The organism is Erwinia sp. 198 (assembly GCF_003937915.1).
Taxonomy (GTDB): domain Bacteria; phylum Pseudomonadota; class Gammaproteobacteria; order Enterobacterales; family Enterobacteriaceae; genus Erwinia; species Erwinia aeris.
On sequence record NZ_RHUM01000005.1, the window covers coordinates 19,614 to 41,913 of the forward strand.

Consider the following 22,300-nt stretch of genomic DNA (forward strand, 5'->3'; position numbering starts at 1 on the left):
GATCGGGACGGTTACCGCGCACGCTATTTCGCCTCGGTCGCTTTCAACAGTTTTTGCAGCACTCGCTGTGCGACAATTAATTCGTCGCGGCTGATGGTCGCCAGCAGCTCGTTACGCAGCTTTTCTATCTCGCCCGCCAGCTGCTGATGCAGGGTCGTTCCCGCTGGTGTAATGGCGACCAGACGTTTGCGGCGATCTTCCGGCGGCTGCGTTCGCACCACCAGCTGTTGTTTAACCAGCCGATCGACCAGCGGAACAATTGTCGCCTCTTCCAGGCCCAGCGCCAGCGCCAGCTCTTTTTGGCTGACGGGCGCAGTTTGCGTCGCCAGCGTCGCTATCGCCATCCAGCTGCTGGTGGTTAAACCATCTTCTTTCACGCGACGATCGATGGCCTGCCGCCAGGCCTGAGCGGTCAGGTGAAGCAGCCGGGAAAAGGTGAGATCCTGAATATTCAATATATAGAAGCCTGATAATTAGGTTGCTAACAAAAAACAGAGCATGATTATAATCAAGGATCATAGTCGACAGAAAGCGGTTTGCCGTGGTCATGGGAAAATTATCGCAAAACAGGCGCTACGCCCGCACGGCAAGCCGTCTGCTTGTCGCGATGGGATGAAATCGCCAGGAAAAAATCAGCATGGCAAGGAGATAAATCACCCGGACCGACCGCTATGACAGAAAAACGCGAATAGTAACGTGCCGGGGGATCGGGAAAAATAAATAGCCATTCACCCACAAAAAATGATGCCAGGCGAGTTTTTCAGGCACAAAAAAACCGCCTTGCGGCGGCTTCACGACATTGCACAAAGTGCTTGTTTTTATTTGTTTTAATCGGTAGTCAAAGCGTGGTGCCCGGGGCGGGACTTGAACCCGCACAGCCATAAGCCGAGGGATTTTAAATCCCTTGTGTCTACCGATTTCACCACCCGGGCATGGGTGTAAAGTGGAGGCGCGTCCCGGAGTCGAACCGAGGTAGGCGGATTTGCAATCCGCTGCATGGCCACTCTGCCAACGCGCCTTTATTCTGCTTTGCTGCCAGCGCTACGCTGGCTGCTAAATCTGGAGCGGGAAACGAGACTCGAACTCGCGACCCCGACCTTGGCAAGGTCGTGCTCTACCAACTGAGCTATTCCCGCATTTTTCAGCGTTCTTAACAGAACTTGCTGATTTACTTTATCTTCTGGCGACTCAGCTGCCTTTCGATGCGTTGCATTCTACTGACTGGACGAAATGAGTCAACACAAATATCCGCACTTTTTTCTCGTTTGCTGCTTTTTAAATCGCATTGATCACCGTTCGAGCAGATCGCCGCGTGCCGCGCTCAAATACTGATACATCGACCAGAAAGTGAGGACGGCGGCTACGTAGAGCGCCGCCACGCCGATGCCTTCTACCACGCGATCCGGACGCCACAGCAGCGCAAAAAGCGCCAGCATCTGCGCCGTCGTTTTCACTTTGCCGATCCACGAGACGGCCACGCTGCTGCGTTTGCCGATTTCCGCCATCCACTCGCGCAGCGCCGAGATAATAATTTCCCGCGCGATCATCGTAGCCGCCGGTAGCGTAATCCACCATTCATGGAAATGCCCGGCCACCAGAACCAGCGCAATAGCCACCATCACTTTGTCCGCAACCGGATCGAGAAACGCGCCAAAACGCGTGGTTTGTTTCCAGCGACGCGCCAGCCAGCCGTCGAACCAGTCGGTGATCGCCGCCACGATAAAGATCAGTGCGCAAACCAGCGGCGCCCATTCAAACGGCAGATAAAAAGCCAATACAAAGAAAGGGATCAACGCGACACGAAGCAGAGTAAGTAAGGTCGGAATATTAAAATGCATAGGTACGCTAACTGTCTGGGCAGAGTAGAATTTGTCCCTATGTTCCTACAATGCCTTAGCCAACGCAATGCTTAGTGTTTCAGCGAATAAAAGATTTTCTCCGCCAGCGCCTGCGAAATGCCAGGCACCCGAGCAATCTCCTCGACCGAAGCGTTCATCAGCGGCTGCAGACCGCCCATGTATTTAAGCAGCATTTGACGACGTTTAGGCCCTATGCCCTCAATGCTTTCCAGCGCGCTGGTATTTTTAACTTTCGCCCGTTTATTGCGATGACCGGTAATTGCATGATTGTGAGAGTCGTCACGAATATGCTGGATGACATGCAGCGCTGGCGAGTCGGGCGGCAGAGAGAACCCCTCCCCTTCCGGCTCGAAGAACAGCGTTTCCAGCCCGGCTTTGCGATCGCTGCCTTTGGCCACGCCCAGCAGGATCGGCCGATCTTTATCCCAGCCGACCTCCAGTTCCGCAAACACGGCTTTCGCCTGCGCCAGCTGGCCTTTACCGCCATCGATCAGGATCAGGTCTGGAATTTTACTCTCTTCCAGCTCTTTGCCATAGCGACGGCGCAGCACCTGATTCATGGCCGCATAATCATCGCCCGGCGTAATGCCGGTGATGTTATAGCGCCGATATTCAGAGCGTAGCGGGCCATTGCTGTCGAAAACCACACAGGAAGCGACCGTCTGCTCACCCATGGTATGGCTGATATCAAAGCATTCCATCCGTTTGATCTCCGGCAGATCCAGTACTTCGCTTAACGCCTGTAAGCGCTGGTGAATAGTGGACTGCTGCGAAAGACGGCTAACCAGCGCGGAGCTGGCATTAGTTCTTGCCAGCTTCAGGTAGCGAGCGCGATCGCCGCGCGGATTACTCTGAATAGAAACTTTTCTGCCGGCCATTTCGCTCAGCGATGCCGCTAACAGATCTTTTTCCGGCAGCGCGAAGTCCAGCAGAATATCAGCAGGCAGCGTGCGCGCCTGGCTGCCCTGTAGGTAGAACTGCCCGACAAACGTCTGCACCACTTCGGCGATATCGGTACCGCCCGGCACTTTAGGGAAGTAGCTGCGGCTGCCCAGCACTTTGCCCTGGCGGATAAACAGTACGTGCAGACAGGCCATCCCGGCATCGAAAGCGACGCCAATAACATCCAGATCGTCGCCGTTATTGGAAACGAACTGCCGTTCGGTTACGCGCCGTACCGCCTGGATCTGGTCGCGCAGCCGCCCTGCTTCCTCAAATTTCAGCGCCTGGCTGGCGTCCTCCATACGGCTAATCAGCTGTTTAAGCACCTGATCGTCTTTGCCGGAGAGGAACAGCCGTACATAGTCGGTCTGTTGCGCATACTCTTCTTCGCTAACCAACCCCGCCACGCACGGCCCAAGGCAGCGCCCGATCTGATATTGCAGGCACGGACGGGAGCGGTTGCGATATACGCTGTTTTCGCACTGGCGGATCGGGAATATTTTCTGCAGCAGCGACAGCGTTTCCCGCACCGCATAGCCGTTAGGGAAAGGCCCAAAATATTCGCCTTTGGCGTGCTTGGCGCCGCGATGGCTGGCCAGCCGAGGATGTTCATCCGCGCTGAGGAAAATATAGGGATAGGATTTGTCATCACGCAGCAGGACGTTATAGCGCGGCTGATACAGCTTGATGTAGTTATGTTCAAGCAGCAGCGCTTCGGTTTCGGTATGGGTGACCGTCACGTCTATCTGATGAATGCTGGCGACCAGCGCTTCGGTTTTTCGGCTGCCCAGATTGCCGCGAAAGTAGCTGGACAGGCGTTTTTTTAAATCTTTGGCTTTACCGACGTAGATAACCGTGCCGCCAGCATCATACATGCGATAGACGCCTGGCTGGCTGGTGACCGTTTTCAGGAAAGATTTGGCATCAAAAACATCATTCACTACTGGTTAACGACTCCGCATTGAACAGCCCGTGCCGGATAGCCAGATGCGTTAACTCGACGTCGCCGCTGATGTTCAGCTTGCTGAACATACGGTAGCGATAGCTGTTAACGGTCTTCGGACTCAGGCTAAGCTGTTCGGAAATATCTGCCACTTTCTGGCCCCTGGTGATCATCAGCATAATCTGTAATTCGCGTTCCGACAAACAATCAAAAGGCGACTCCGTTTTTTGCGGCTCGATCTGGCTGAGGGCCATCTGCTGGGCGATATCCGAGGCGATATAGCGTTGTCCGGCGTTAACCTGCCGTATCGCGCTGACCACTTCCTGCGGCGCAGCGCCCTTGCTGAGATAGCCGGCCGCCCCCGCCTGCATTACCCTGGCGGGCAGCGGGTTTTCGGTATGAATGGTCAGCATAATGATTTTCACATCCGGGCTGTAGCGCACAATTTTTCGCGTTGCCTCAAGCCCGCCAATACCGGGCATGTTCATATCCATCAGAACGACGTCAACATCATTGCTGCGGCACCATTTCACTGCTTCCTCGCCGCAGCAGGCTTCGCCAACGACCTGGAAACCTTTGATGTCTTCCAGTATGCGCCGAATACCAGCCCGCACCAGCTCATGGTCGTCAACAAGAAGAACGCGTATCAAAAGGCCTCTCCAAATGGGTATTAACCGGGGAATGAATCAGTTACAGATGGTCGATTTTACCTCTTTTTGATTGCCGTTAGAACATAAATAAACGCCTGTACCCCCGGGTCATATTCCGCGCCGTGGTCGCCAGGTGCCTGTATAGATGGGGTAAATATGATATACTCGTTACTTAAATGTATTATCAACACCAAAAATCGCGCAGCCGATCCGTTAATAAAAAAACCAGGAGAAAACATGAGCGACACTGATTTTTCAACCAGTAAAGATACGCAAACTTTGGCCGAAGAGATGGCCTGCATGAAAGCGCTGGTTACATTTATGTTGAAAGGTATGGGCCAAGCCGATGCCGGTAAGGTAATTATTAACATGGAAAAATATATTGCTCAGCTGACGGATCGCCAGCAGGCGGACGTATTCAGTAGCACGATTAGTCAAATTAAGCAGGCTTACCGCCAATAATTGCCTGCGGCAATGTAGCCCATTGTTTGCCCGTCAGCGTGGGGCTCGTTTAACTCACCAGTGACTTAAGGGAACAATGGGCTTAATTCTTAAAGCTGTTTTAGGCGCGCTGGTTGTCGTTTTGATCGGTATTTTATCTAAAACGCGCAGCTATTATCTGGCCGGCCTGCTGCCGCTCTTCCCTACTTTCGCTCTGATTGCCCATTATATCGTAGCCAGCGAACGCGGCATTGAGGCCCTGCGCACTACCATTATCTTTGGTATGTGGGCCATCATTCCCTATTTTATCTATCTGCTGACGCTCTGGTATTTTGTCGGCATGATGCGGCTTCCCCTGGCGCTTGGCGGCGCCGTGGGGTGCTGGTGTCTGGCCGCGTGGCTGCTGATTACGCTGTGGGCGCGCAGTCAGGCTTAAGCCTGACGCCCTCTTCCGCTCCAGCTGACGGATACGCCCAGCGTCGGCAGCACCTCTTCAGGGCTGAAACGACGCGCGCCACGGAATTTTTCCGCCAGATTAGGCTGGTTTACCGGGATCCGAACGGCGAAAAGATTATCTTCAGACTGAATGACGCCTGCCGTTAAGGGTTCATAGATCACCAGATGCTGCTCGAACATTCTTTCCAGCATTGGCGTAGCCGCGCTATAAAGGTATTCAACGCCCGACTGTTCGGCCAGCTGCACGCTGTGCCAGAGAATGCTCAAGGGTAGCTCAGGGTCAACATCCAGACGGGCGGAAAAACGCGACATTTCCCAGATAGCCTGCTGGCGCTTCTCGCCGTTTTCCCTGTCCTTCCATTCCATCAGGCGAGCGCAGCCGCAAATACCCTGCTGTGCGGTCCAGGCGATTAACCAGACCACATCCGAGCGGTCAAAGCGATCGTACTCCTGGCCAGGCGTGCTTAAACGCGATGGAATCGACCATCCTTCGCCCCGAGCGAAAACGCTGTAGCGATAACTTCCTAATTCTGCCAGCAAAGACGAGGGCATGTCCCTTAGCTTGGTCTGGATAATCTTCATCATTAATCCTCTGTTGCATTCACCGCTGAATGCCTTTCCATGTGGCTCAGGACTGGCAACCCCAGGCGCAGGGTAGACAACCGACCGGCAATACGAAACTACTAAAATTGGTAGCTATGATTCGTTTAAAGTAGACCAATCGCGGCGGCGTAAGAAGCCACCTGCGTTTTATTTGGCGCATTGAACTTTCTTTGCATATTTTTTTGATGAAAATTCACAGTATGTGTTGAAATGGACAGGATCAGTGAGATCTCCGCTGCGGTTTTGCCTTCTGCTGTCCATTTGAGTATTTCTCGTTCCCGCTGGCTTAAAGGCATCGTCATTACGCTGAGCGAACGATCCTTTACGCGCTGTAAAGCATCAAGTATCCGGTCCGACAAAAACTGGAGCTTAAGTTGTTTTTCAGCGCATAGCGCTGACTTTTTAAAAGATTTACCTGACGCCATCGACAAAATGCCGACGACCCGATTTCTGGCTATCCTGGAGCAGGAAAACCCGGAACGAATACCAAACTCTTTAGCGGCATCGAACACTTTTCGTCCTTCCTTGACCACCGGATCGTTCCACAGCAGCAAAGTGCCCGGTACCTGGCAATAGCGAATGATCGGATCAATTTCCGAAAAATTTTCTTCCTGCCATTTGCGCACCCACCTTTCAGGATAGTTGGAAAAAACAAATATTTTAGGGCGAGTAAAAGGAACAGGGTGGCGTATATATAGCGCATAGAAATTTAGCCCCAGATCCAGCGTGTGTTGGGCAAGCAGTCGCATTATTTCAGTCGTATCTGTGACCTCAAGGAAAGCCGCTTCGGTTTCCTTACACCAGCTGAAATAGTTTCCAGTAGCCATTGCTGCCTCGGATGGATGAGGCATCAGTCCACATCCTGCTGTAAATTTAGGGTCAATTCTGAATACCAGGTCATATAGGGCAAGAATTAATGCCCACTATTTATGCTTACGTTGCGGGATAATAACAAGAAAAGGTGTTCCTGATTGTCTGAAAATCGCAGGCATAGCGGTAACCTTTTAAATTAAAAAATGCTGCGTAGTTGCGTCTGGTGACGCCGGCAGCCGTAGCTATCCACCATCCACCATCAGCCATCAGCCATCAGCCATCAGCCATCAGCCATCAGCCATCAGCCATCAGCCAGAAAGTTACCTTATACCCGCCCAATGCCTCTTTTAAGAAACAAGAATAAGATTTTTCCTGGAAATATTCAATCATGCGCTTTTATGGGTCGATTTTAAATCCTGCTGAAGATCTACTGCTTAAAAGAGATGCCTGTAGGAAAATAATTTGATACGGCGGCAATAATTATTATAACCTTTTGATTTAAAGCAAATTAAAGCATAGAAAACGGAAATTTGTCTTTAGGATAATTATTAATTACGGTTGTAGTACGTCTTTTTTTGCCCTCAAATGGCGAGAACGTGCTTTTACCTGATTTGGAAATACGGCATCGGCCGGTCACCGACAGACGCCAAATCCTCGCATACCCAAATGAAAATGCGAGGCGTGGGCGCGGTTGTAATCCGGGCCCAGTGAATTACCATACCAGGCGCAGCTTTGCTGAAAAACTTGTCGTAGCCATATCGCCTCGGGGCGCTGCTGCCCCCACGTCTTCTGCACGGTAATTTGTCTGCCGTCCTGTAAACGAAAACCGGCCACGTCCAGCGCTTCCGCCGTGGCATGTTCGCTTAGCCTGCCTGTGGCACGGTGATAAATATTTCTACAGGCGTAGCTGCCGACATGATCGACACGCGTCAGCGGTGAGCCGAGCTGCGCAGCCGCCAGTGGTTTTGCCGCCGTGATAAACATCGTGGTAGAGAGCGCCAGCGAGCAGCTGGCCAGAAATGAGGCGCTGAGGCGCACATCGCCGAAACCCTGTACGCGCACCGGATCCGCAAGCGGACAATTTCCCTCAACGGGCCGGACACGGCTGAAACGGATATAGCCGCCTTCCTTCGCTCGCTGTAGTGCCGCCATACAGGCTTCGGGATCGTTTTGCAGCCGCTTTAACTTATAGCGGGTGATCCAGCCCGGCGCGTCGGTGACGTTCAGCGGCGTAAAGGGGTTCCAGGCCGACGGCAGATTTTTTTGCAGCCACGGCGTTATCAGCAACGTCAGCAGAATAATGATGCCTGCGCCAATCAGTGCTTTCATCATCTCCTCCCTTCTTGCCGCTCCATCGGCCCCATTTTGCCGAATAATGAGTGTAGCGGCGTTTTTGTGCGATCGAACCAACTGTGAATAACTTTACCTGCCAGCCACGCGCTTTTACGTTAAGATTTGCGCCCCTAAACGGAAAAACGATGGCGGTTTCATGCCGCATTTTTCAAAGAGCGCGGTAATACAACAGCTTGCCGACGCATATTGACTGAATAACAGCCCTCAGAGCTGACACAACATCTACAGGATAACTTCTCGTTATGGTTGACCAATTGAAAAAGCCTCTTCAGGAGGAGGCGCCCGGCGAGCTGCGGCGCAACTTACATAACCGGCATATTCAGCTTATTGCAATCGGCGGCGCTATCGGCACCGGCCTGTTTATGGGCTCCGGTAAAACCATCAGTCTTGCCGGCCCGTCGATTGTTTTCGTCTATATGATCATCGGCTTTATGCTGTTTTTCGTGATGCGGGCGATGGGCGAACTGCTGCTCTCCAACCTTGAATATAAATCTTTCGGCGATTTTGCCGCCGATCTGTTGGGCCCCTGGGCGGGTTATTTTACCGGCTGGACCTACTGGTTCTGCTGGGTGGTTACCGGTATTGCGGACGTGGTCGCTATCAGCTCTTATTTCCAGCTATGGTTCCCCAGCTTCTCGGTCGGCATGAGCGCCCTGCTCTGCATCGCCGTTTTCCTGACGCTGAATATCGCCACGGTGAAACTGTTCGGCGAGCTGGAGTTCTGGTTTGCCATCATCAAGATAGTGGCTATTGTCGCGCTGATCGTTACCGGCATTGTGCTGGTCGCTATGCACTACCCTTCACCGGGCGGCGGCACGGCGGCACTGAGCAATATCTGGGATCATGGCGGCCTGTTTCCGAAAGGTATGAGCGGCTTTTTTGCCGGCTTCCAGATTGCGGTGTTCGCCTTTGTCGGTATTGAGCTGGTAGGCACGGCCGCTGCGGAAACACACGATCCGAAGAAAGTCCTGCCGCGCGCGATTAACGCTATCCCGCTGCGCATCATTATGTTTTATGTCTTTGCGCTGCTGGTGATCATGGCCGTTACGCCGTGGACGCAGGTCGTGGCCGACCGCAGTCCGTTTGTGGAAATGTTTATGCTGATTGGCCTGCCGGCGGCAGCCAGCATCGTTAACTTTGTGGTGCTGACCTCCGCCGCTTCTTCGGCTAACAGCGGTATTTTCTCCACCAGCCGTATGCTCTACGGTCTGGCGCAGCAGGGCGTCGCCCATCCACGCTTCGGCAAGCTGTCGCGACGCGCGGTGCCGACTACCGGCCTTTTCTTCTCCTGCTTCTGCCTGCTGGGCGGCGTAGCGCTGATTTACCTGATCCCGAACGTGATGAAGGTCTTTACGCTGGTGACCACCGTCTCCGCAATCCTGTTTATGTTCGTCTGGTCAATTATCCTTTGCTCTTACCTGGCCTACCGCAAGCAGCGCCCGCAGCTGCATGCCGAATCCGTCTATAAGATGCCGCTTGGCAAGGTGATGTGCTGGGTCTGTCTGGCCTTCTTCGCCTTTGTGCTGGTGCTGCTGTCGCTACAGGAAGATACCCGCCAGGCGCTGATGGTAACGCCGCTGTGGTTTGTGATGCTCGGCATCGGCTGGTGGCTACGTCAACGCAAACAGCGTTAACAGTCAGAACGGGCCTCTACGGCCCGTTTTTTTTAGCGGACGCGGATGCCTTCAATCACCATGCGCTGCACGTTTTCTACCGTTTCCAGGAAAAAAGCCTCGTCGTTGAGCGTGCGTCCCGTAACGGCCTCGACCTGGCTGGCGAAATCCGCATAGTGCTGCGTGGTTGCCCACAGCATAAAAATCAAATGATGCGGCTCTACCGCCGCCAGCCTGCCCGCTTCTATCCAGCCTTTCACGATTTGTGATTTCTCCTCTACCAGCACTTTCAGGTCGCCTTCCAGCTCCGCTTTCAGCAGCGGTGCGCCCTGTAGCATCTCCAGACAAAACAGCCGCGAGGCCTGCGGATGATCACGCGAGACTTCCAGCTTCAGCCGGATATAGTCACGTATAGCCACCAGCGGCTCCTGCTCGCTGCGCAGCGCGCGCAGCGGCGCCAGCCAGACGTCCAGGATCTCCTTAAGCACCGCAATATAGAGCGCTTCTTTTGAAGGAAAGTAGTAAAGCAGATTGGTTTTTGAAACATCCGCTCCCTCCGCCACCTTGTCCAGACTAGTGCCGTGCAGACCATAAAGAGAAAACAGCTCAAGCGCCGCCGCCAGGATAGCCGCCCGCTTGGCGGCAACGGCTTTAGAACGCCGGGTCGGCGCGGGGGATTTTGCAGAATTCACCGTAACTCCATCCTTTAATCGGCGGGCGTCTTGCCACCGTGCACTTTTTTCGCTCACGTCCGCCTGCTTTTTGTGCATAAATTTTTACCAAATGGTCTGTTTCGGACCAAATGCTCCACAATACTTTAACACAAATTTTCCAACTGATTGAATCATAGCCTTTTTTGTAAAGTGGCACAGCCTTTGCAATTCTTTGCCTGCGCCGCTCAACAGGGAGCAGGGAAGCAACGCAGCGCGGACCGTCACCGTTAACTATGAGGTATTCCCATGAAAGTTGGTGTTTTTATCCCTATCGGCAACAACGGCTGGTTGATCTCTACCACGGCTCCGCAGTACAAGCCGACTTTTGAACTGAACAAGGCTATCGTTCTCAAGGCGGAGCATTATCAGTTTGATTTCGCGCTGTCGATGATCAAACTGCGCGGCTTTGGCGGCAAAACCGAGTTCTGGGATCATAACCTGGAATCCTTCACCCTGATGGCTGGCCTGGCCGCCGTGACTTCCCGCATCGAAATTTATGCTACTGCAGCCACGCTGACGCTGCCGCCAGCCATAGTAGCAAGAATGGCCGCGACCGTGGATTCGATTTCCGGCGGCCGCTTCGGCGTCAATCTGGTGACCGGCTGGCAGAAGCCTGAATATGAGCAGATGGGCATCTGGCCCGGCGATGACTACTTCGCGCGTCGCTACGACTACCTGACCGAATACGTCACCGTGTTGCGCGATTTATGGGGCACCGGCAAATCTGACCTGAAAGGCGAATTCTTTACCATGAACGACTGTCGCGTCAGCCCGCAGCCGCAAAGCTCGATGAAGGTGATTTGCGCAGGCCAGAGTGACGCCGGCATGGCTTTCTCCGCGCAGCATGCCGATTACAACTTCTGCTTCGGCAAAGGCGTCAATACGCCGACTGCCTTTGCCCCAACCGCCGCCCGTATGAAAAGCGCTGCGGACCTTGCCGGTCGCGATGTCGGCTCCTACGTGCTGTTTATGGTCATCGCCGATGAAACCGACGAGGCTGCCCGCGAGAAATGGGATCGCTACAAAGACGGCGCAGATGAAGAGGCGCTGGCCTGGCTTACCACGCAAAGCCAGCAGGACAAGCGCTCCGGCAGCGATACCAACGTGCGTCAGATGGCCGATCCTACCTCAGCGGTCAATATCAATATGGGCACGCTGGTTGGTTCTTACGCCAACGTGGCGCGCATGTTGGACGAGGTGGCTACCGTGCCCGGTACCCAGGGCGTGCTGCTGACCTTCGATGATTTCCTGCAGGGAATTGAAAATTTCGGCGAGCGTATTCAGCCGCTGATGTCCTGCCGCAGCCATATTGCGCTGTCCGCTAAAGAGGTAGCCTGATGAGCCTGCAAGAAACCGTGATCTGCACCACCGCCGCCACGAAAAACAGCGTTACCCTGCCCGCGCGTCCGGAAGCCATCGCTTTCCCGCCTGAGCAGACCGCGCTGATCGTGGTGGATATGCAAAATGCCTATGCCACCACCGGCGGCTATCTGGATCTGGCCGGGTTTGACGTTTCCGCCACCGCGCCGGTTATTGAAAAAATCGCCGTCGCCGTGAAGGCGGCGCGGGATGCCGGGATCCAGATTATCTGGTTTCAGAACGGCTGGGACGACCAGTACGTGGAGGCAGGCGGCCCTGGCTCGCCAAACTGGCATAAATCCAACGCGCTGAAAACGATGCGCAACCGGCCCGAGCTGGCGGGTACGCTGCTGGCGAAAGGCAGCTGGGACTATGAGCTGGTCGACCAGCTTCAGCCGCAGCCCGGCGATATCGTGCTGCCGAAACCGCGCTACAGCGGCTTCTTTAATACGCCGCTGGACAGCATGCTGCGCAGCCGCGGCATTCGCCATCTGATCTTTAGCGGCATTGCCACGAATGTCTGCGTGGAATCGACGCTGCGTGATGGGTTTTTCCTGGAATATTTCGGTGTGGTGCTGGAAGACGCCACCTATCAGGCCGGCCCGCTTTTCGCCCAGCAGGCCGCCATTTTTAACATCGAAACCTTTTTTGGCTGGGTAAGCAACGTAGAAACTTTCTGCACCGCGCTGCAAACCGCCAGCGTTGCGCAAAAACAAACGGCCTGAGGCGGGAGAAAACGATGCCAAAAACGATTATTACTCCGCCGGGCACCGGCGTGCCCATTGCGCCTTTCGTGCCCGGCACGCTGGCCGACGGCGTGGTCTATGTCTCCGGCACCTTGCCTTTCGATGGTGACAACAACGTGGTGCACGTCGGCGATGCGGCGGCACAAACGCGGCACGTGCTGGAGACGATCAAAAGCGTTATCGAAACCGCGGGCGGCACCCTGGCTGACGTCACGTTTAACTCCATCTTCCTGACCGACTGGAGCAACTATGGCGAGATCAACCGGGTTTACGCCGACTATTTCCCCGGCGAAAAACCCGCGCGCTTCTGTATTCAGTGCGGGCTGGTAAAGCCGGACGCGCTGGTGGAAATCGCGTCAATCGCGCATATCGGCAGCTAACGGAGGCGCCATGCATCTTGAAATTTCCGGCCTGACGCAGCCTTCTGCACCCACGCTGGTGCTCTCTGCCGGCCTGGGCGGCCTGGGCAGCTTCTGGCAGCCACAGCTCGCCGAACTGCGCAAGGCGTACCGCGTGGTCACTTACGATCAGCGCGGCACCGGGCGCAGTCCGGATACGCTGCCCGCTGGCTACAGCATGCGCGATATGGCCGAAGAGCTGCTCTCGGCGCTGGCGGCGCGTGACATCGTCCGCTTCGATATTATCGGTCACGCGCTGGGCGGCATGGTGGCGATGCAGCTGGCGCTCGACTATCCCGAACGCGTAGCGCGGCTGGCGATCGTTAACGGCTGGCTGCGGCTTGACGCCCATACCCGCCGCTGTTTTCAGGTTCGTCAGGATCTGCTGCTGAACGTCGGCGTGGAGGCTTACGTTCGCGCACAGCCGCTGTTTCTCTATCCTGCCGCCTGGCTGGCGGAAAACGAAGCGCGTATCGAAGCGGAAGACGCGCTGCATAACGCGCATTTTCAGGGTACCGAAAATTTGCTTCGCCGCCTGCAGGCGTTGATGAGCTGCGACTTTACGCAACAGGCCGGGCAGATTACCCAGCCGACGCTGGTGATCTGTTCGCAGGATGATCTGCTGGTGCCGTCAATCTGTTCGCAAAAACTGTACGAGGCGCTGCCGAACGCCACGCTGGAGACGATGCCTGGCGGCGGTCATGCCATGAGCGTGACGGAAAGCGCCGCCTTTAACACCCTTTTACTGACCTGGCTGGACGAAACTGCGCCCGCCCACTTTTCCCCGGAGCCGCTATGGCAGAAGCCCTGAATTCGACCGCGCTGGCGACGCTGTTCACCGCCGCGCGCACTTACAATGGCTGGCAGGATCGTCCCGTCAGCGACCAGCAGCTTGCTGAAATTTATGATTTGATCAGAATGGGGCCAACCTCGGCCAACTGCAGCCCGGCCCGCTTCTGTTTTGTGCGTAGCGCGGAAGGCAAAGCGAAGCTGAAGCCTGCTCTTTCCAGCGGCAATCTGGAAAAAACCCTGACCGCGCCGGTGACGGCTATCGTCGCCTGGGATCCGGCTTTTTACGAGCAGCTACCCATGCTGTTTCCTCATGCCGACGCCAAAGCCTGGTTTACCAGCAGCCCGGCGCTGGCGGAAGAGACGGCCTTTCGCAACAGTTCGCTTCAGGCGGCCTATCTGATTAGCGCCTGCCGCGCGCTTGGCCTGGATACCGGCCCGATGTCCGGCTTTGACCGGACGATGGTCGATACCGCCTTCTTCGCCGACAGCGGCTGGAAAAGTAATTTATTAGTCAATATTGGCTATGGCGACGCGAGCAAAGTCTATGCGCGGCTGCCAAGGCTGTCTTTTGCCGATGCCTGCACGCTTGTATAAGGGGGAGTTATGTCTGTGGATACGTTAATGCCTGAAGTCGTGTCGGGCGTGGAAAAACAGTCGTTTCGCAACGCGATGGCGCGCCTGGGCGCGGCGGTAAACATCATTACCACCGACGGCCCTGCGGGACGCGCCGGTTTTACCGCTTCCGCCGTTTGCAGCGTGACCGATTCGCCGCCGACGCTGCTGGTTTGTCTGAATCGCGCCGCGTCCGTTTATGAAGTGTTCAATGCGAACCGCCAGCTTTGTGTCAATACGCTGGCAGCCGGACACGAGGAACTCTCCGCTCTGTTTGGCGGCAAAACCCCGATGGAGGCGCGCTTTCAGGCTTCCGACTGGACAACGCTGAGCACGGGTTCACCGGTGCTTGCGGGCGCGGTGGCATCGTTTGACTGTCACGTTACGCAAGTCGCCAGCGTCGGTACGCATGACGTGTTGATCTGTGAAATCCACGCGCTGGTCTGCAACGACCAGACTCACGGCCTGATCTGGTTCGATCGCGGCTACCACCACCTGGCGCGGCGGGATGCCTGATCCCCGCTCCGGCGGCTACTGATTCACTTCTCTGGAGAAGACGATGGCTGATTCCTGGTTTCCCCGATGGCGGCAGTCGGTGTCCGCCACGGGCCTTGTGGCCCCTGATGAAACGCTACCGCCGGGCCAGACAATTATTATGGGACTACAGCACGCGGTCGCGATGTTCGGCGCCACCGTGCTGATGCCGCTGCTGATGGGGCTCGATCCCAATCTTTCGGTCATGATGTCCGGCGTCGGCACCCTGCTGTTCTTTCTGATTACCGGCGGGCGCGTGCCCAGCTATCTTGGCTCCAGCGCGGCTTTTGTCGGCGTAGTGATTGCGGTCACCGGCTTTAACGGCCAGGGTGTCAATCAGCATCTTGGCGTCGCGCTGGGCGGTATTATCGCCTGCGGCCTGCTGTATACGCTTATCGGCGTGGTGGTGATGAAGGCGGGCACGCGCTGGATTGAAAAACTCATGCCGCCGGTGGTGACGGGCGCGGTGGTGATGGCGATCGGCCTGAACCTGGCGCCGATTGCGGTTCGCAGCGTCTCCTCTTCCATGTTCGACAGCTGGATCGCCGTGATGACCGTGATCTGCATTGGTCTGACGGCCGTCTTTACGCGCGGCATGGTGCAGCGGCTGCTGCTGCTGGTGGGGCTGATGGCGGCCTGGGCACTTTATGCGCTGCTGACCAACGGCTTCGGCCTGGGCAAACCGGTGGACTTCGGCCTTATTGCCAGCGCGCCCTGGTTTGGCCTGCCAACCACGACCGCGCCGATTTTTAACAGCCAGGCGATGTTTACCATCGCGCCGGTGGCGATCATTCTGGTAGCGGAAAACCTGGGGCATCTTAAAGCAGTCGCGGGTATGACCGGTAAAAACCTCGATCCGTGGATGGGCAGAGCCTTTGTCGGTGACGGGCTGGCGACCATGCTTTCAGGTGGCCTGGGCGGCAGCGGCGTGACCACCTATGCCGAAAATATCGGCGTGATGGCGGTGACGAAAGTCTATTCGACGTTGGTGTTTGTGGCGGCGGCGGTTATCGCCATTCTGCTGGGTTTTTCACCCAAGTTCGGCGCGCTGATCCATACCATTCCCGCGCCCGTCATCGGCGGCGCCTCTATCGTGGTATTCGGCCTGATTGCCGTGGCCGGCGCGCGTATCTGGGTGCAGAATAACGTCGATTTAGGCCAGAACGGCAATCTGATTATGGTTGCCGTTACGCTGGTGCTGGGCGCAGGCGATTTTGCGCTGAAGATCGGCAGCTTTACCATGGGCGGGATCGGCACGGCGACCTTCGGCGCGATTATCCTTAACGCCATACTCAGCCGCCGCCGCGCCGCCGCGCTGAACGATGTGGCAAGGCAACAAAGCTAGTTTTGTCTCTCAGTGGGTGAAGGCCGCTTCGCCCGCTTTTTTAGCTTGAGTTCGCTAATCAACACGCCAGCGACAATCAGCGCGCCGCCGAATAGCGCAACGCCAGGCAGCCGCTCGCCCGCCACCCTTCCAACAATACCAGCCCAAACCGGTTCGCCCGCATAGATAACCGTCGCCCGGGTAGGCGATACGCTGCGCTGCGCCCAGTTCATGGTGACCTGAATCAATGCACTGGCCGCACCCAGCCCCAGCGCGCTATACCATAAATAAGGTGAAGAAGGCGGTACCGTTTCGCCGTTGGGCACCATCAGCATAAAAGAGCAAAGCGAGGCCGCTGCCAGCTGCACAACGGTAACTCTTTTGACGTCGACTTTGCCCGCGCTGGCGCTGATTAAAATGATCTCGCCTGCGATAGCCAGCGTGCTGAGCAGCGTCGCCGTTTCCCCGGCGCTGAACGAAAGCGATCCGCTTTTCGGCCCGGCAAGCAGCATCAGACCGCTAAACGCCAGCACGATACCGATCCAGGCCATCACGCCCGGCATGCGCCGCAGGAAAAACCACTGTAGCAGCGGCACCAGCGGCACATACAGGGCGGTGATAAAGGCGGACTGGCTGCTCTCAATGGTTTGCATTCCCCAGGTTTGCAGGCCGTAGCCGCCGCTGATAGCGACGCCGATGGCCGCTCCGGCCTTGCATTCCGCCAGCGTCAGGCCACGCAGCGACTTTCGCGCGACCAGGGCCAACAGCGCCGCCGCCGTGGCAAAACGCAGGCCAACGAAAAAGAAAGGGCCGCTGACGGTCATGGCATGGTGCACGGCCAAAAAGGTACCGCCCCAGACCATGGTAATCAGCATCAGCACCAGCTCCTGCGAGCTGAGGGAAAATTTGTAGCGGGAAAGGAAAGACATAGCGCGCTCGTATAAATTTTTGGCGCAGTGTGGCAAGGGTTGCTGTCGGAATCAATCAGAAAAAGTTAAACGACGATCACGCCGCCGGGTCGCCCCGGCGACGTAAGGATGGACTAACCGGAGGTCTTGTCGCGACTGCCCCGGCTGTTGCGTCCTCCTTTTTCCCCGGCCTGTGAAGCGCGCTGCGGGTCATTTTTAAAATTGCCGCCGCTGGCCTTGCCGCCTTTACGGCCTGCTTCTGATGCTCTTTTACGGTCTTCAGCGAAATTTCCAGATCCACCACGATGTTCTGCCATTTCTTACCTCCGAATAGTTAAGCCATCATACTGCATTCACACGGTGAGCCTGTGGCTTCACCCGGGCAACGGTGGCCGTTCTTTCTGTTCACCGTCCCGTTATTAAGCATAGATTATCGACGCGAAGCGCGAATTATTTTATCAAAAAGCAGGTTTACCAGGCGTTTTTACGGCTAAAAATTGCTGAAAATCATATTATTAAATCTAATATTTATTTAGAGCACTTTCTGGAATGTACCGGTTTTTATCCCTCGCATTTTGCGTTTCGGCAGGCTGCAGCAGCTTCATCTATACTTTTTTACCGAACGCTGTTTAAAACCACCTACTCAGGGAGTGAACGATGGCCAAAATTTTAGTGCTTTACCATTCGATGTACGGACATGTGGAAACTATGGCGAAAGCGGTAGCGGAAGGCGCACGACGCGTCAGCGGCGCGGAAGTGACCCTGAAACGCGTGCCTGAAACCATGAACGCTGAGCGTTTTGCGCAGGTCGGCGGCAAAACCGATCAGGATGCGGTCGAAGCCACGCCGGATGAGCTACCGCAGTACGACGCTATTCTGTTCGGCACGCCGACACGCTTTGGCAATATGTCCGGACAAATGCGCACCTTCCTTGACCGCACCGGCGGCCTTTGGGCATCCGGCGCCCTGTACGGCAAAATCGCCAGCGTTTTCGCTTCTACCGGCACCGGCGGCGGCCAGGAACAGACGATTACCTCAACCTGGACTACACTTGCTCATCACGGCATGGTTATCGTACCTGTTGGGTACGGTACGAAAGAGCTGTTTGATATTTCACAGGTTCGTGGCGGCACGCCTTACGGCGCTACCACGTTCGCTGGCGGTGATGGCTCGCGTCAGCCCAGCGAAGATGAACTGAATATTGCCCGCTATCAGGGTGAATATGTCGCCGGACTGGCGGTAAAACTGAACGGATAACCTCAACTCACAGGAGAACAGTATGGCTACGCAACAATCTAAAGAACATCGAGTGGGAGAATGGGCAAGTATTCGTTCCACCTCGCCTGAAATTGCCGAAGCCATTTTTGAAGTGGCGAACTACGATGAGAAGCTCGCCGAGGGAATTTGGGAGCAACAGGGTAATGATGAAGTTCTGATGCGCGCGTTTGAAAAAACCGATCAGGACGTGCTGACCTGGGATAACGTCCCGGTCGAGCGTAAAAACGTCTAACCTCCACTGCGGCGAAACAGCAGTGCATTCTGCTGTTTCGTCGCGTTGCACAGCACAAACTGACACCCTTCCGCCTTGTTAAATCAATAAATCCTCTACTACGCTTATTCTCACCATTTAGCCTGACGGCCTTGAGAAGGAGCCACCATGTCCTATAAAACCATCAATCCTGCCAATAACGAACTGATTAAATCCTGGCCGGAGCATGACGATCGGCAGGTGGAAGCCGCGCTGAAAACCGCCGACGACCTTTATCATTCATCCTGGTCCAAAGGCCCAATCCAGCCGCGCCTTCAGGTGCTGGCGAAGCTGGCCGACCTGATCGACAGCCGCGTGGACGAACTGGCAAAAACCGCCAGTATCGAAATGGGCAAACTGATTGAGCAAAGCCGTGGCGAAGTGCAACTTTGCGCGAAGATTGCTCGTTACTATGCGGAAAACGCCGAGCGTTTCCTTGCCCCAACTTCTTATCCTACCGATTTGGGCGAAGCCTGGGTGGAAAATCACCCCATCGGCGTGCTGGTGGCCGTAGAGCCGTGGAACTTCCCTTACTACCAGCTGATGCGCGTGCTGGCGCCTAACCTTGCTGCCGGCAACCCGGTGCTGGCGAAACATGCCGCTAACGTGCCGCACTGCGCCACGCTGTTTGAAGAGCTGGTAACGGAAGCCGGCGCGCCAAAAGGCGCCTGGACTAATCTTTTCGTCAGCAACGATCAGATCGCCTCGCTGATTGCTGACGATCGCGTGCAGGGTGCGGCCCTGACCGGTTCCGAGCGCGCGGGCAGCGCCGTCGCACAGCAGGCCGGTAAATACCTGAAAAAAACCACGCTGGAGCTGGGCGGTAACGACGTCTTCGTCGTGCTGGACGACTGCGATCTGGATAAAGCAGTGAAGGCTGGCGTCGGCGCGCGTCTGAGCAACTGCGGCCAGGTTTGCACCGCCGCTAAACGCTTTATCGTGCAGGAAAAAGTGGCCGATGCCTTTATCGAAAAATTCACTCAGGCGTTCCGCGAAGTGAAGATCGGCGATCCGCTGGATAAAAGCACCACGCTTGGCCCACTCTCTTCCGCCAGCGCGCGCGATACGCTGGTTAAGCAGGTAGAAAATGCGGTAGCTAAAGGCGCGAAGCTGCATCTGGGCGGCAAGGCGGTAGAAGGCGAAGGCTGTTTCTATGAGCCGACAATTCTTTCCGGCATTACCCGCGATAATCCGGCTTACTTTGAAGAGTTTTTTGGCCCGGTGGCGCAAATCTACGTCGTAAAAGATGATGAGGAAGTGGTGAAGCTGGCCAACGATTCGCATTACGGTCTTGGCGGCTCGGTCTTTACCAGCAACATCGAACGCGGCAAAACCCTGGCCTCGCGTATTGAAACCGGTATGGTTTATATCAACTCCGCCAGCGATACCGCGCCAGAATTACCTTTTGGCGGCGTGAAACGCTCAGGCTACGGCCGCGAGCTGTCCGATCTGGGTATCAAAGAGTTTGTAAACCAGAAACTGGTGGTGGTCAGCAAAGGCTGATCGCCAGACGTAAAAAAGGCCGACAGCGTCGGCCTGAAATCATTCTGTTTTGACAGAGTACGATAAGACCGGCAATCAGCCGGTCTTTTTTTCGCCCGCCATCAGGAAGATTTATTTTCCGTCTGCGCTGCCGGAGCCGCTTTGTCGTCCGCAGGCTTGCTGGCGGTATCGGCCGCGTTGTTATCCACCGGCGCGGCGTTGGCTGACGCCTTTTCCGCATCAGCTTTATCCGCGGCGGCTTTATTGTTCGCAGCTTTCTCCTCAGCGGCCTGTTTTGCCGCGGCACTGTCCGCTGCAGCTTTGTCAGACGCCTGCTTTGCTGCCGCTTTATCAGCAGCGGCTTTATCGGCGGCCGCTTTATCCGCTGCGGCTTTCTCCGCCGAGGCTTTCGCTTTCGCGGCTTTGTCCGCTGCCGCTTTATCGGCGGCGGCCTTATCGGCGGTCGCTTTGTCGCCGGCGGCTTTCTCCTGTGCGGCTTTTTCTTTCGCTACTTTTTCGGCTGCCGCTTTATCCGCTTCGGCTTTGTCCGCTGCCGCTTTATCCGCAGAGACTTTGGCCTGCGCCGCTTTATCGGCCGCGGCCTTATCACTGGCGGCTGTCGCCTGGGCTGCCGCCATTGGCGTACCGGCAATGGCTTTATTCAATACCTGAGTAAACTGATCCCATGAGCAAAAGCCGTTGGCGTCGGTCTTACAGCCGTTCATCTCAAGCGTCACGCGTTTTGGCGGCGTATCCAGAGAAAGCGGCGTCGCGTCGCGCAGCTGGTCGCTGCTCTGGTAAACGTATTCCACCTTCACCAGCTCCTGATTGTTTTTCTTGTCGTGCCAGCGCTGGAACTGGATCATGCCGCCGATTGGCGTACGTTCGAACTGGCCTGGCAGCGTGTAGGCTTTAAAATCCAGCGCGCTCAGCAGCGAGGCGATGTTGGAATCGTGCCCCACCATCAGCGTGACCTTCGGCGCGCTGGCTTTATCTTCATCCACCAGCAGGCTGCGAATATAATCGACCAGCGGCGCCGCTACGTCGCGCGCCACCTGCGGCGAGGTAAACAGCGTATCCTGATAGCCATTTTTGATCGCCGACAGCTCTTTCCACTGCTCAGGGGTTTTAATCTGTCCCCAGGCGACCTGGTCGGTCGGCAGACCTTCATAATATTGCAGGGTAAAGGCGTCAACCAGCGAGTTGCCCACCTTTAACGGGCCGCTTACCGTTGGCTCTTTACCGTTTTCCGCAAAAAATTTGTTCTGGTTGGTGCTGCTCAGATCGCACTGTTTTTTGCCATCGCAGGCCGGCGAGTTTTTGTAATCAATGATTTTCTCCAGCCGCTGGAACGCTGGCTTCAGCGTCAGCTTTTCGGCCGTGCTGTTCATCGCGGTCAGCGCCTGCTGGTTAAAGGCTTCGCTGCCGTCGGTAATAATCGGATTGAAGACGGGATCCATGGTTCCCATTTCATCCTGATGGGAAACCGCGACGTCGCAGCCGGGGAAAGCGCCGGTAATAAAGTACTGCGCCGTAGCAACAGTACGCTGCAGGCTATTGGCATAGGCGTATATTTCATCGCTGCCCGGACACTGGTCCTCTTTGATCAACCCTTGCTGAGCCAGCCATTCGCGGGTATAGCGTCCCATATAAACTTCCAGCACGCCACCTTTCGTCGTGAGCTGGCCGCCCGGTACGTCCCACTGCGGCCACTTCTTCTTCGTCGACTGCGCCAGCACGCTGCCGTTGTCGGCCAGCGGCGCCCGAAGATTATGGCGGCTCATCATTAACACCTGTTCAAGCTGATAGTTATCGTCGGCGGCGAAAGCGGAGAGGCTGGTCAGAGCCGAGCAGACCGCCAGCGCGCAAAGACTATACTTTTTAATCATGTGTTTTTTCCATTGATCCAAGGGTAAATCACCCGGCCAGCAAAGCGATACGTGCGGCAAAAGGCGGACGTCGGAAAGCTCGCCGCCGCACGGCAAAATGGGGCCGGGACCGGGCATTATTCGTGTTGAGAATATAGCAGACTAACGTCTTTGCCGTTACGGCGCATCAGGAGATTGAAAAGAAACGGGATGTTTTTCGTAAGTCTGATAATTGTCCGGCAGAACAGGCTCAGGAAGCAGGAAGCAAAACGGGCCGGCAATTGCCGACCCGTTAAATTTGATGGCGGAGGAGGAGAGATTCGAACTCTCGAACGGTTTCCCGTCGCCGGTTTTCAAGACCGG

General features: G+C 55.7%; 25 protein-coding genes and 3 tRNA genes. 13 read left to right on the forward strand and 15 right to left on the reverse strand.

Annotated elements, in window-relative coordinates; genetic code table 11:
* Window positions 1-23 precede the first annotated feature (23 nt).
* The 7 genes from EGK14_RS08435 to uvrY all read right to left on the reverse strand — a co-directional run bounded on the left by EGK14_RS08435 (window position 24) and on the right by uvrY (window position 4,394).
* Window positions 24-455, reverse strand: coding sequence for a MarR family winged helix-turn-helix transcriptional regulator (locus EGK14_RS08435; protein ID WP_125288654.1), 432 nt, complete (start codon window positions 453-455; stop codon window positions 24-26).
* A 391-nt stretch (window positions 456-846) separates the two neighbouring features.
* Window positions 847-932 (reverse strand) — tRNA-Leu (locus EGK14_RS08440).
* A 12-nt stretch (window positions 933-944) separates the two neighbouring features.
* Window positions 945-1,018, reverse strand: a tRNA-Cys gene (locus EGK14_RS08445).
* Between the two features lie 42 nt (window positions 1,019-1,060).
* Window positions 1,061-1,136, reverse strand: a tRNA-Gly gene (locus EGK14_RS08450).
* A gap of 153 nt (window positions 1,137-1,289) precedes the next feature.
* Complete coding sequence (pgsA, locus tag EGK14_RS08455) at window positions 1,290-1,838, reverse strand: CDP-diacylglycerol--glycerol-3-phosphate 3-phosphatidyltransferase (protein ID WP_125288655.1); 549 nt, start codon at window positions 1,836-1,838, stop codon at window positions 1,290-1,292.
* Between the two features lie 71 nt (window positions 1,839-1,909).
* Complete coding sequence (gene uvrC / locus EGK14_RS08460) at window positions 1,910-3,742, reverse strand: excinuclease ABC subunit UvrC (RefSeq protein WP_125288656.1); 1,833 nt, start codon at window positions 3,740-3,742, stop codon at window positions 1,910-1,912.
* Window positions 3,735-4,394 carry a UvrY/SirA/GacA family response regulator transcription factor gene (gene uvrY, locus EGK14_RS08465; RefSeq protein WP_125288657.1) on the reverse strand — a complete coding sequence of 220 codons (660 nt, stop codon included), beginning with the start codon at window positions 4,392-4,394 and terminating at the stop codon, window positions 3,735-3,737. Before uvrY ends, uvrC begins: the two co-directional genes overlap by 8 nt.
* 237 nt (window positions 4,395-4,631) lie before the next feature.
* Here uvrY and EGK14_RS08470 point away from each other — a divergent pair, with 237 nt between their 5' ends.
* Complete coding sequence (locus tag EGK14_RS08470) at window positions 4,632-4,856, forward strand: DUF2594 family protein (RefSeq protein WP_125288658.1); 225 nt, start codon at window positions 4,632-4,634, stop codon at window positions 4,854-4,856.
* A 76-nt stretch (window positions 4,857-4,932) separates the two neighbouring features.
* Window positions 4,933-5,271 carry a GlpM family protein gene (locus EGK14_RS08475; protein WP_125288659.1) on the forward strand — a complete coding sequence of 113 codons (339 nt, stop codon included), beginning with the start codon at window positions 4,933-4,935 and terminating at the stop codon, window positions 5,269-5,271.
* On the opposite strand, the gene EGK14_RS08480 is transcribed toward EGK14_RS08475, so the two are convergent.
* From EGK14_RS08480 to EGK14_RS08490, 3 genes are all read right to left on the reverse strand, one after another.
* On the reverse strand, window positions 5,268-5,873 hold the full coding sequence (locus EGK14_RS08480; protein WP_125288884.1) for an autoinducer synthase: 606 nt from the start codon (window positions 5,871-5,873) through the stop codon (window positions 5,268-5,270). The two genes, EGK14_RS08475 and EGK14_RS08480, sit on opposite strands and share 4 nt — an antisense overlap.
* A gap of 125 nt (window positions 5,874-5,998) precedes the next feature.
* Entirely contained in the window at window positions 5,999-6,745 is a 747-nt protein-coding gene (gene sdiA / locus EGK14_RS08485; protein WP_233598461.1) for a transcriptional regulator SdiA, read from the reverse strand.
* 595 nt (window positions 6,746-7,340) lie between these two features.
* Window positions 7,341-8,039, reverse strand: coding sequence for an extensin family protein (locus tag EGK14_RS08490; RefSeq protein WP_370256155.1), 699 nt, complete (start codon window positions 8,037-8,039; stop codon window positions 7,341-7,343).
* Between the two features lie 263 nt (window positions 8,040-8,302).
* Between EGK14_RS08490 and cycA the strand changes: the two genes are divergently transcribed.
* Window positions 8,303-9,694, forward strand: coding sequence for a D-serine/D-alanine/glycine transporter (gene cycA, locus EGK14_RS08495; RefSeq protein ID WP_125288660.1), 1,392 nt, complete (start codon window positions 8,303-8,305; stop codon window positions 9,692-9,694).
* 32 nt (window positions 9,695-9,726) lie between these two features.
* Here cycA and rutR read toward each other — a convergent pair whose 3' ends face one another.
* Window positions 9,727-10,365, reverse strand: a complete 639-nt coding sequence (rutR, locus tag EGK14_RS08500) for an HTH-type transcriptional regulator RutR (RefSeq protein WP_233598462.1) — start codon at window positions 10,363-10,365, stop codon at window positions 9,727-9,729.
* Window positions 10,366-10,632: 267 nt separating this feature from the next.
* On the opposite strand from rutR, the gene rutA reads away from it, so the two are divergent.
* Genes rutA through rutG form a run of 7 tightly spaced genes read left to right on the forward strand, consistent with a single transcriptional unit; the run spans window position 10,633 to window position 16,172 of the window.
* Window positions 10,633-11,724 (forward strand): pyrimidine utilization protein A, encoded by a 1,092-nt coding sequence (gene rutA / locus EGK14_RS08505; RefSeq protein WP_125288662.1) that lies wholly within the window; start codon window positions 10,633-10,635, stop codon window positions 11,722-11,724.
* Window positions 11,724-12,470: a pyrimidine utilization protein B gene (gene rutB / locus EGK14_RS08510; RefSeq protein ID WP_125288663.1), complete on the forward strand. Its 747-nt coding sequence runs from the start codon at window positions 11,724-11,726 to the stop codon at window positions 12,468-12,470. Before rutA ends, rutB begins: the two co-directional genes overlap by 1 nt.
* A 14-nt stretch (window positions 12,471-12,484) precedes the next feature.
* On the forward strand, window positions 12,485-12,871 hold the full coding sequence (gene rutC, locus EGK14_RS08515) for a pyrimidine utilization protein C (RefSeq protein ID WP_125288664.1): 387 nt from the start codon (window positions 12,485-12,487) through the stop codon (window positions 12,869-12,871).
* A gap of 10 nt (window positions 12,872-12,881) precedes the next feature.
* A complete protein-coding gene (gene rutD / locus EGK14_RS08520; RefSeq protein ID WP_125288665.1) occupies window positions 12,882-13,700 on the forward strand; it encodes a pyrimidine utilization protein D in 819 nt (272 codons plus the stop codon).
* Complete coding sequence (locus EGK14_RS08525) at window positions 13,685-14,275, forward strand: malonic semialdehyde reductase (protein WP_125288666.1); 591 nt, start codon at window positions 13,685-13,687, stop codon at window positions 14,273-14,275. Before rutD ends, EGK14_RS08525 begins: the two co-directional genes overlap by 16 nt.
* 9 nt (window positions 14,276-14,284) lie before the next feature.
* Complete coding sequence (gene rutF, locus EGK14_RS08530; protein WP_125288667.1) at window positions 14,285-14,809, forward strand: NADH-dependent FMN reductase RutF; 525 nt, start codon at window positions 14,285-14,287, stop codon at window positions 14,807-14,809.
* A 43-nt stretch (window positions 14,810-14,852) separates the two neighbouring features.
* Window positions 14,853-16,172: a pyrimidine utilization transport protein G gene (gene rutG, locus EGK14_RS08535; protein ID WP_125288668.1), complete on the forward strand. Its 1,320-nt coding sequence runs from the start codon at window positions 14,853-14,855 to the stop codon at window positions 16,170-16,172.
* Here rutG and EGK14_RS08540 read toward each other — a convergent pair.
* Window positions 16,169-17,080 carry a DMT family transporter gene (locus EGK14_RS08540; protein ID WP_125288669.1) on the reverse strand — a complete coding sequence of 304 codons (912 nt, stop codon included), beginning with the start codon at window positions 17,078-17,080 and terminating at the stop codon, window positions 16,169-16,171. The genes rutG and EGK14_RS08540 overlap by 4 nt on opposite strands.
* A 113-nt stretch (window positions 17,081-17,193) precedes the next feature.
* A complete protein-coding gene (locus tag EGK14_RS08545) occupies window positions 17,194-17,376 on the reverse strand; it encodes a general stress protein (RefSeq protein ID WP_125288670.1) in 183 nt (60 codons plus the stop codon).
* A 340-nt stretch (window positions 17,377-17,716) separates the two neighbouring features.
* Here EGK14_RS08545 and wrbA point away from each other — a divergent pair, with 340 nt between their 5' ends.
* The 3 genes from wrbA to EGK14_RS08560 all read left to right on the forward strand — a co-directional run bounded on the left by wrbA (window position 17,717) and on the right by EGK14_RS08560 (window position 20,090).
* Window positions 17,717-18,316 carry an NAD(P)H:quinone oxidoreductase gene (gene wrbA, locus EGK14_RS08550; RefSeq protein ID WP_125288671.1) on the forward strand — a complete coding sequence of 200 codons (600 nt, stop codon included), beginning with the start codon at window positions 17,717-17,719 and terminating at the stop codon, window positions 18,314-18,316.
* A gap of 22 nt (window positions 18,317-18,338) precedes the next feature.
* The gene (locus EGK14_RS08555; RefSeq protein ID WP_125288672.1) at window positions 18,339-18,569 is read left to right on the forward strand and encodes a YccJ family protein; all 231 of its coding nucleotides are present in this window, start codon (window positions 18,339-18,341) and stop codon (window positions 18,567-18,569) included.
* Between the two features lie 147 nt (window positions 18,570-18,716).
* Window positions 18,717-20,090, forward strand: a complete 1,374-nt coding sequence (locus tag EGK14_RS08560; protein ID WP_125288673.1) for an NAD-dependent succinate-semialdehyde dehydrogenase — start codon at window positions 18,717-18,719, stop codon at window positions 20,088-20,090.
* Window positions 20,091-20,191: 101 nt separating this feature from the next.
* Here the strand turns inward: EGK14_RS08560 and agp are convergent, their stop codons facing one another.
* Complete coding sequence (agp, locus tag EGK14_RS08565; RefSeq protein WP_125288674.1) at window positions 20,192-21,958, reverse strand: bifunctional glucose-1-phosphatase/inositol phosphatase; 1,767 nt, start codon at window positions 21,956-21,958, stop codon at window positions 20,192-20,194.
* A gap of 156 nt (window positions 21,959-22,114) precedes the next feature.
* Window positions 22,115-22,300, reverse strand: a 186-nt coding sequence (locus EGK14_RS21575) for a hypothetical protein (RefSeq protein WP_233598463.1), incomplete at its 5' end; no start/stop codon positions are given.